This window comes from Streptomyces anatolicus, from assembly GCF_019400875.1.
GTDB lineage: Bacteria > Actinomycetota > Actinomycetes > Streptomycetales > Streptomycetaceae > Streptomyces > Streptomyces anatolicus.
Map to the genome: position 1 here is coordinate 1 of NZ_WMBF01000261.1, position 8,737 is coordinate 8,737.

The following is an 8,737-nucleotide window of genomic DNA, read 5'->3' on the forward strand; positions in this document are numbered from 1 at the left end:
GTACTGCTCCCTGACCTCCCGGTACCGCAGCAGCTCCGCCGCCACCGGATCGAGGACCCTGGCCCGCCCGCACCCGGCCGCCGCCTCCCGGAGCCGGCGTTCCGCCTCGTGCCCGTACCGGCGCGCGGGCCCCCGCGCCGCGATCCGGCTCGCCCACTCCACACACGGGCCGCCCACGATGCCCACCAGCATCAGCAGCACCGGCACCCCGAGGTTCGGCTCGGAGATCCCGATGATCTGCCCCACCAGCCAGAGCCCGCCGACGACTTGGAGCATCGTCATCGCCGCCTGCGCGAGCACCGCCACCGGCCACCACCCGGGCCGCGGCGGCCGCCCGCCCGGCACGCCCGCCGTCACCGCCAGCTCGTCCAGCGCCTCGGGCAGCCCCTCGGCGCCGCGCGCCGCGGCCTCCCGCACGGCCTGCCCCCAGGGCACGGGCAGCCCCGCCGCCGCCTCGTCGGCCACCGTGCGCACGGCGTGCTCCACGCGCTGGCGCGCCGTCGCCTCCTCGTCCACCGGGGCCGGTCTGAGGGAGAGCGTGTCGCTGTGCGGGGAGCGCTGACCCTCGTACCACCGCCAGAGCTTCAGCCACGGGTCGCCGCACGCCTTGCCCGCGTGCCTGCGCCAGGCCCGCTCCGCCGCGTCGCCCGCGGCCGCCGCGCCCACCGCGTCGGCGAGGCGGTCCGCGAACTCCTCGCGGGCCTCCTCGCTGAGCCCGACACGTCCGCGGTTGCGGCCGCCGGGCGACCCGGCCACGTACACCGGACGCAGCCGTTCCGCGGCGGCGTCCAGATCCGCGGCGATCCGGCGGGCCGCGGCGCCCCGCTCCTGGGTGAACTGGCCCAGCGCCTCGCGCAGTTCACCGAGTCCGTCACCGGTCAATGCGGAGAGCGCGAGCACCGTGGCGCCCGGTTCGCCGTGTTCGCCAAGGGCGATGCCGTCCTCGTCGAGGAGGCGCCGCAGGTCGTCGAGGACCTGGTCGGCGGCGTCGCCGGGCAGCCGGTCGATCTGGTTGAGGACGACGAAGGTGACCTCGGCGTGGCCCGCCATGGGCCGCAGATAGCGCTCGTGGAGCATCGCGTCGGCGTATTTCTCCGGGTCGACGACCCAGATGACGGCGTCGACGAGCGCCAGGATCCGGTCGACGTGCTCCCGGTGCTCGCCGACGGCCGAGTCGTGGTCGGGCAGGTCGATCAGTACGAGCCCCTGGAGTTCATCGGTGCCGGGCCCCTGGAGGGGGCGGCGGCGCAGCCGTCCGGGGATGCCGAGCCGGTCGAGCAGGCCCGCGGCGCCATCCGTCCAGCTGCACCCGATGGGCGCGGCGGTGGTCGGCCTGCGTACGCCCGTCTCCGAGATCATCACGCCGGCCAGGGAGTTGAAGAGCGTGGACTTGCCGCTGCCCGTGGCGCCCGCGATGGCGACGACGGTGTGCCGTTCGGAGAGCCTGCGCCGGGCGGCGGCCTCGTCGAGCACCCGGCCCGCCTCGGCGAGCGTGCCGCTGTCCAGGCGGGTGCGGGAGAGCCCGACGAGTTCGCGCAGCGCGTCGAGCCGCTCGCGCAGGGGTCCTTCGTAGGAAGTGGGCGCCCCGGAGCCTTCGTACGACGTGGGGGACCCTGTCCCTTCGTACGAAGTGGGGGCCCTTGAGGGAACGTATGCGCGGACTTCGGTGTTCGCGGGCTGTTGCCCTTCGGCGACGCGGCGGGCGATGAGGCCGTCGTCCCAGGCCTCTTCGGAGCAGTCGGGTGACCGGCCGGGCCCCCCGGAACGCTCCTTCCGCTCTTCCCGCTCTTCCCGCTCCTCCCGGTCTTCCCGCTCCTCCCGCTTCTCCCGCTCGTCGCGTTCGGTGTGGTCAGTGACGGCAGTCACCGGATCACCTCTCCTTCTGCAGTACGGACAGGGCGGCGATCAGCTCGGCCTGGGGTTCGGGATGCACCTCTAGGGCGTCCAGGGGAGCGAGCCGCCGTTCGCGCTCGGCGGCGAGGACCTTCTCCAGGTAGTCGGTCAGCAGGCGCCCGCCGCGGTCGCGCAGCCGGACCGCGCCCTGGGCGCCGATCCGTTCGGCGAGGATCTCCCCGGCGGCGCGGGCGCGGTGCCCGCCGAGGAGGGCGGTGGCGAGCAGCGCGGCGACGACCTCGGGGTCGGGCAGCGGGGTCTTGTCGACCTTCTCCAGGCCGCGCACCTCGTCCTCGGCGTACTCCTCGAGGACGCGCCGCCATCTGCGTACGGCCATCCCGATGCGGTGCTCGGCGCTCTCCGCGCGCGGGTCGCGGCCGGCGAGTCCGGGGACGTCGGCGGCGGGTTCGCGCCGCCAGGCCTCGTCGATGCGTTCGTCGGCCGCCGTGACCGCGCACAGCAGCAGCGCCTCCAGGCTCTCGGCGATGGCGTCGAGCAGTTCGCCAGGGCCGCAGTCGAGCGGGTAGCTGCGCCACCGCTTCAGGGCGTTGCCCGCGAGGACCCCGCCCGCCTGCAGACGGCCCGTCACGCGCGCGTGCTCGTTGTCGTACGCCTCGTCGACGGCGGCGGTGAGCCGCACCGCGGCGGCGTGCTGGGCGGCGACGGCGCTCGCCAGTTCGGGCAGCCGGGAGTCGAGCGAGCGCAGGACGCCGCGGGCCGTGCGGGCGATGGCGTGGGCGCGGGCCGCGGGCTCCTGGACGCGGCTGGTGAGCCAGGCGCGCAGCGGTGCGACGGCGTTGGCGGGGAGCAGCCCGCCGCCGCCCGCGGACTCGGGCAGCTCGGGGACGGTGAAGCGCGGCACGTCACCGAGGCCGGCCTTGGCGAGGAGGGCGCCGTACTGCCGTGAGACCTCGCTCACGACCTGGTGGGGCACGCGGTCGAGGACGGTGACGAGGGTGGCGTCGTGCTCCTTGGCGGTACGCAGCAGATGCCAGGGCACGGCGTCGGCGTACCGCGAGGCGGTGGTGACCATGACCCATACGTCGGCCGCGCAGATCAGTTCGGCGGCCAGGACGCGGTTGTCGGCGATGAGGGAGTCGACGTCGGGGGCGTCGAGGAGGGCGAGGCCGCGCGGCACGCTGTGGGCGGTCTCGATCCGCAGGGCGCGCTCCTGCTCGTCACCGCCGAAGCCCGGCAGATCGTCCTCGGGTTCGCCGTCTCCGTCCCCCTCCCCGTCCTCCGTGCTCTCCTGCGGGGGCATCCACACGCGCGTGAGGTCGGGCAGTACGCGCATCCCGGCGAACCAGTGATGGTCGTCCGGATGGCAGACGAGCACCGGCGTACGCGTCGTGGGCCGCAGCACACCCGCCTCGCTGACCTGTCTCCCCACGAGGGAGTTGACCAGCGTGGACTTGCCCGCGCCGGTGGACCCGCCGATGACGGCGAGCAGGGGCGCTTCGGGTGCCTTGAGCCGGGGCACCAGATAGTCGTCGAGCTGTGCGAGCAGCTCATCGCGGTTGGCACGCGCGCGTGGCGCCCCCGGAAGGGGGAGCGGAAAGCGTGCGGCGGCGACACGCTCGCGCAGGGCGGAGAGTGCGTCAAGCAATTGAGGCCGTACGTCCAAGGTCACCACATGCGAAGAATGCCCAATTTTGGCGGCTTTCTGAAGCATATGGACGCCTCTGCGCGCCGATCGGACACAGGGGATGGAAGGGACGACCGCGGGCGCAGGCATAACGAGTGCACAACACCCGGGGCGTGAGGCGTCAAAAGCGATGCGAGATTCGCACCTGCCTGCGATTATCAGGACCGCTTCACCGAACCTCCACATCGTGGCGCGGAGGCGAAGCACCGGGGACAGGGTCCCGGGAGCCCTATCCTTGTCCCCGGCAAGGTCACGGATCTCCCCCACGTCCGCCCCGTGCCACCCGGCCACACCTGGCCCCCGTAGCTCAGTGGATAGAGCAGGCGCCTTCTAAGCGCTTGGCCGCAGGTTCGAGTCCTGCCGGGGGCGCCAACAGCCTCTCCCGCGCGCCCGGTAGCGGCGCGCGCGCCTCTGCGCGGTGCCGCTCTACAATGAGGCCCCACGCCGCCGACCTGGGGTTTTCGCGCGTGGCCTGGCACGGACCGGAGAGGTTGCGAGCAAGCTTGAGATGCGCTACCCACACTGACCGCGAGCCGCGAGCCGCGAGCCGCGAGCCGCGAGCCGCGAGCCGCGAGCCGCGAGCCGCGAGCCGCGTAACCTGCGCTGAGCGCGAGGGGGTTCGGGGTGGGCGCGCGGTCCGCTGACATTCCGTTCCTGCGCGTCCCTGTCGGGCACGACGCCCACCGCTGGAGCACATTTCCCGGTGAGCGCAGGCTCGTCGTCGCCACGCGCACCCTCACCTCGACGATCCGCGTCCTGGAGACACTGCCCTCGGTGCTGCGCGCGGACCCCCGCGTGACGGTCGTCTTCGCGCATGACCCGACCTCCGCCTTCGGCGACGGCTCGCTCGATCTGCTGTACGACTCGGGCTGCCGTGTCATGCCGTGGGACCAGTTGGCCCACATCGACCCCGACCTGATCCTCAGCGCGAGCGAGAACATCGAGGTGCCGGAGGGGGATTGCCCGGTCCTCGTGCTCCCGCACGGCATCGGTTTCCAGAAGTACGTGCCCGACTCCCGCGCCCCGCGCAGCCGCCTGTCCGGCGTGGCGCCCGACGCGCTCCTCGAAGCGGGCCGGGCCTGGACGGCCGTATCGCACCCGGAACAGGAGCGGCAGCTGCTCGCCGCGCATCCGAAGAGCGCCGGGCGCACCCTGCTCATCGGCGATCCCTGCCTCGACGAACTGCTCGTCAGCGCGGACCGGCGTGACGGCTACCGGCGCGCGCTCGGGGTAGCGGACGGTCAGCGCCTTGTGCTGGTCAGCTCGACGTGGGGGCCGACCTCTCTCATCGGCCGCGACCCCGGGCTGCCCGCGCGCCTGCTCGCCGGCCTGCCCTGGGACGAGTACCGCGTCGCGCTGGTACTGCACCCGAACGTGTGGGCGGCCCATGGCGCCTGGTACCTCCGCGCCCTGCAGGCCGAGGCGCTCGACGCGGGTCTCCTGCTGATCCCGCCGGTGCACGACTGGCGCCCCGCGCTCGTGGCCGCCGACGCCGTCATCGGCGACCACGGCTCGGTCACGCTGTACGGCGCCGCGCTGGGCAAGCCCCTGGCGCTCGCCGCGTACGGCACGGACGCCGTGCCCGGCACCGCGGGCGCCGACCTGGCGGGGCTCGCACCCCGCTACGACCCCGAGGCGAGCCCGCTGCCGCAGATCGAGGCCGTCGTACGCGACCACGCGGACGAGCCCGAGCGGTACGCACCGGTGGCCGCCCGTGCCTTCGACACGCCGGGCACCGCGCTCGCCCGGCTGCGTACCGCCCTGTACGACCTGCTCCGGCTTGAGCCGCCCGCGGCCGCCGCCCCGCCCGCCCCGCTCGCGCTCACGGCACCGGGCAACTCGGCGGCGGCTGTCGCCTCCTGGGTGGTCGGCTCCCACATGGAGGTGGACGCCGGGGGCCGGGTCACCGTGCGCGTCAGCCGTGTTCCCGCCGCGGTCGCCGACGTACGGGGCGAGGAGGACGCCGATGTACCGGGCGACGAGGACGTCGACGTACGCGGCGAGGAGGAGGGCGACTTCTCCTCGCGTCTCGGCGCCCGGTACTCGCGTCTCGGCGCCCGGTACTCGCGTCTCGGCGCCCGGTACTCGCGTCTCCGCGCCCGGTACTCGCATCTCTGCGTCCGGCCCGACGAGGAACGCGACCGGCGGCTGACCGAGAGCGCCTCGGTCCTGGTGGCCTCCGCCCCCGCGCCCACACCGGTCGCGGCCCTGCGCTGGGTGCGGGACGCGCTGGCCGACCGGCCCGGGAGTCTGCTGGCCGCGACCGCGCTCTCCTCCGGGGAGTGCCTGGTGGCCCTCCGCGACGGCCGGACCGTCCTGGCCCCGGCCGCCCCCGGCGCCATGGACCCCGGGCTGGTCGCCGCGGTCGTCTACACCCTGCTCCGGGCGGGTCGCCCGCCGACGGGCGGCCCGGTGACCCTGCGCGTCGGGGACACACGGAACGACATCGAGCTGCTGCGCCCAAGTGCCCCACTACACACCCCTCCTTGATCACACTACGGTGGTCGACGACACGCAGGCCGACGCTGATACGGCAGCCCGGCCGGTACGTGAAGGGGGCTCCCCGGTGGCAGTCGAGGTGGCGGCGATCGCCGCGTCGGGGGCGACGACCACACTGGTCGGACTCGCGGTCACCGACGCGTGGACGCGTACGCGGACCCTGCTCACCCGGCTGTTCAGCCGGCGGCGGGAGGGCGCCGGGACGGGGGACGCCGACGCGGAGGACGAGCAGCTGCGGGCCGCCGTGGAGCAGGTGGCGGCGGCGCTGCGGTCAGAGGACCAGCACAGTCTGGGGGACGCCACGGACCGGCTGCGGCGCAGGCTTCGGCACGCGCTGCGGGAGGAGTCCGAGACGGCGCGGGAACTCGTCGTACTGCTGAGCGAGTTGCACGAGGAGGGCGGGCAGGGGTCCGCCTCCGCGGCGGCCCGGGCCAGGCCTCCCGCCCAGGCGCTGACCGGCATCTCGTACGACGTACCGCCCGCGCCGCGCCCCGACGGGCCGCCCTCTCAAGTCCCCTCGCTCCGGACTCGCTTCATCAACCGGTCCATGGAAATCGCCGACCTGTCCGGCGCTGGGGCAAGCGACACGACCGGCGCCGACGTAGCCACCGTCTCGCACGTCGACGTGCGCGTCCTCGCCGGGCCGCCAGGGGTCGGCAAGTCCGCCCTGGCCCGGCACTGGGCGCACACGATGCGGGAGCGGTTCCCCGACGGGCGGCTCTACGTCGACTTCGCGGCGCTGCGCGCCCGTGCGGGCGTGGACGCGGGCGTGGGCGGGGGCGGTGGCGCGGACGTGACGGAAGCCGTCGGCCACTGTCTGCGGTCCCTCGGGGTCGACGACGCGCTCCTGCCGCCCTCCCTCGCCGAGCGGACCGCGCTCTTCCGTAGCCGTACGTCCGCGTTGCGGATGCTGCTCGTGCTGGACGACGTGACCGCGCCCGCGCAGGTGCGGGCCCTGATTCCGCAGGGGCCCGGCAGTGCCGTGCTCGCCACGAGCACCGCGCGGCTCGGTGAACTCGCCCTCGACGGCGCCCGGCCGCTGTCCCTGGAGCCCCTCACCCAGGACGCCGCGCTGCTCCTGCTGGCCGACCGGTGCGGCGAGGAGCGCGTCGCCGCCGATCCGGACGCGGCCCGCCGCGTCGCCGATCTGTGCTCCGGGCTCCCGGTCGCCCTCCAGGTGGCGGCGGCACGCCTGGTGAACGACCGCCGCCTCACGCTGGGGGCGCTCGCCGCCGAACTGGACGACGACAAGAGCCGGTTGCCGGCGCTCAGCGTGGGAGGCGAGTCACCGGTCACCGCCGTCCTGGACGCCTCCTACCGGCAGCTGACGCCGGAGCTGGCGCGCGGCTACCGGCTTCTCGGCCTCCTTCCCGGCCACTGCTTCGACACGGCGACGGCCGCCGCCGCGCTCGGCTCCGACGTGGGCGCCGCCCAGCTGCTGCTCGACGTACTGGAGGACATGAGCCTCCTTGAGACGGCGGAGGACCGCCGCTACCGGTTCCATGGACTCGTACGCGCCCACGCCCGCGCCCGCGCGTCGGCCGAGGAGCCGGAGAGCGCCGAACAGGACGTCGTACGCCGTGTCCTGACGCACTATCTGGTCCTCACCGCGTTCGCCGACCGCTCGGTGCGTGCCGACCGGACGCGGGTCGCCGATCTCCGTCCGCTCCTGGAGGGACGGGCGGACCCGTTCGCGGCGCGTGGCGGGCCCGGGCCGCTGGAGTGGCTGGAGGCCGAGCGGGCCAACATCATGGCGGTGCTGCGCGCCGCCGGTGCGCACCGGCTCCACACCCAGGGGTGGCAGCTGGCGGAGAGTTTCACCGTGCTGTTCCTGCACCACCGGCATCTCGGCGACTGGCGGGAGTCGCTGGAACTGGGCGCCCGCTACGCGCAGGCCGCGGTCGCCCCGGCGGCCGAGGCACGGCTGCGCAGCCTGCTCTCGCGCCCGCTCATGGACCTCGGCGAACATGAGCGGGCCGACCGGGAGTTGACGGCGGCCCTGGCCTGCGCCGAGGTGGCCGGCGACACGGTGCTGCTCGCGTCCGCGCTGGAGTTCTCCGGGCGCTACTGGGACCGGTTCGACCCGGCACGCGCGATCGCGGCGTACGAACGTTCCATGGAGCTGAACGCGCGGGCCGGCGAGGCGCGCGGGGCCGCCATCGCCGCCTTCTTCCTCGGCCGCGCCCAGGACGCGAACGGCGAGCCCGCGCAGGCGCTCGCCACGCTCCGGCGGGCCCGCGCCGACCTGCTCGCCCTGCCCGACCCCGACCACCGCATGGCGGCCCGGGCCCACGCCGCGCTCGGCCGGGCCCTCGACCACCTGGGCCGCACCGAAGAAGCCGTCCCCGCCCTGCGGGAGGCCGCGCGGGCGCTGCGGGAACGCGAGGCATACGCATACGAGGCCGAGGCCCTGCTTGATCTGGCCGCCCTCGCCGAACGCCCCGGCGCCGACCGCTCCCGCCTGCGGGAGGACCTGGCCAGGGCCCTGGCCATCCACGAGGAGATGGGCAGCCCCCGCGCCGAGGAACTGCGCGAACGGCTCCGCGCGGTCTGAGCGATGTACCGGTTCGCGAGAACAGGCCGCCCTGGGCGCGCCCGAGGGTGGGGACATGCTTGCCGTAATGTCTGGCCGTCCCGGGTGGAGCGGAACGACGTGGAGCAGGAGGGCTGTCTTGGTGCGGGCCAGGTGGCGTGTGGGCG

Annotated in this window: 4 protein-coding genes and 1 tRNA gene; 3 read left to right on the plus strand and 2 right to left on the minus strand. The window is 74.7% G+C overall.

What is annotated here, in order from left to right:
* On the minus strand, positions 1 to 1,866 hold a 1,866-nt coding region (locus GKQ77_RS21295; protein WP_219690525.1), incomplete at its 3' end, for a YfjP family GTPase.
* 4 nt (positions 1,867 to 1,870) lie between these two features.
* Positions 1,871 to 3,565: a dynamin family protein gene (locus GKQ77_RS21300; protein ID WP_219690526.1), complete on the minus strand. Its 1,695-nt coding sequence runs from the start codon at positions 3,563 to 3,565 to the stop codon at positions 1,871 to 1,873.
* Between the two features lie 269 nt (positions 3,566 to 3,834).
* On the opposite strand from GKQ77_RS21300, the gene GKQ77_RS21305 reads away from it, so the two are divergent.
* From GKQ77_RS21305 to GKQ77_RS21315, 3 genes are all read left to right on the plus strand, one after another.
* Positions 3,835 to 3,910: transfer RNA gene (locus GKQ77_RS21305), tRNA-Arg, on the plus strand.
* Positions 3,911 to 4,162: 252 nt separating this feature from the next.
* Positions 4,163 to 6,028: a hypothetical protein gene (locus tag GKQ77_RS21310; protein WP_219690527.1), complete on the plus strand. Its 1,866-nt coding sequence runs from the start codon at positions 4,163 to 4,165 to the stop codon at positions 6,026 to 6,028.
* 76 nt (positions 6,029 to 6,104) lie between these two features.
* Positions 6,105 to 8,591: an NB-ARC domain-containing protein gene (locus GKQ77_RS21315; protein ID WP_308117739.1), complete on the plus strand. Its 2,487-nt coding sequence runs from the start codon at positions 6,105 to 6,107 to the stop codon at positions 8,589 to 8,591.
* Positions 8,592 to 8,737: the final 146 nt, after the last annotated feature.

Excerpts from the sequence above, each read along its gene's own strand:
- GKQ77_RS21300 (WP_219690526.1), bottom strand. The coding sequence starts at position 3,565 with ATGCTTCAGAAAGCCGCCAAAATTGGGCATTCTTCGCATGTGGTGACC.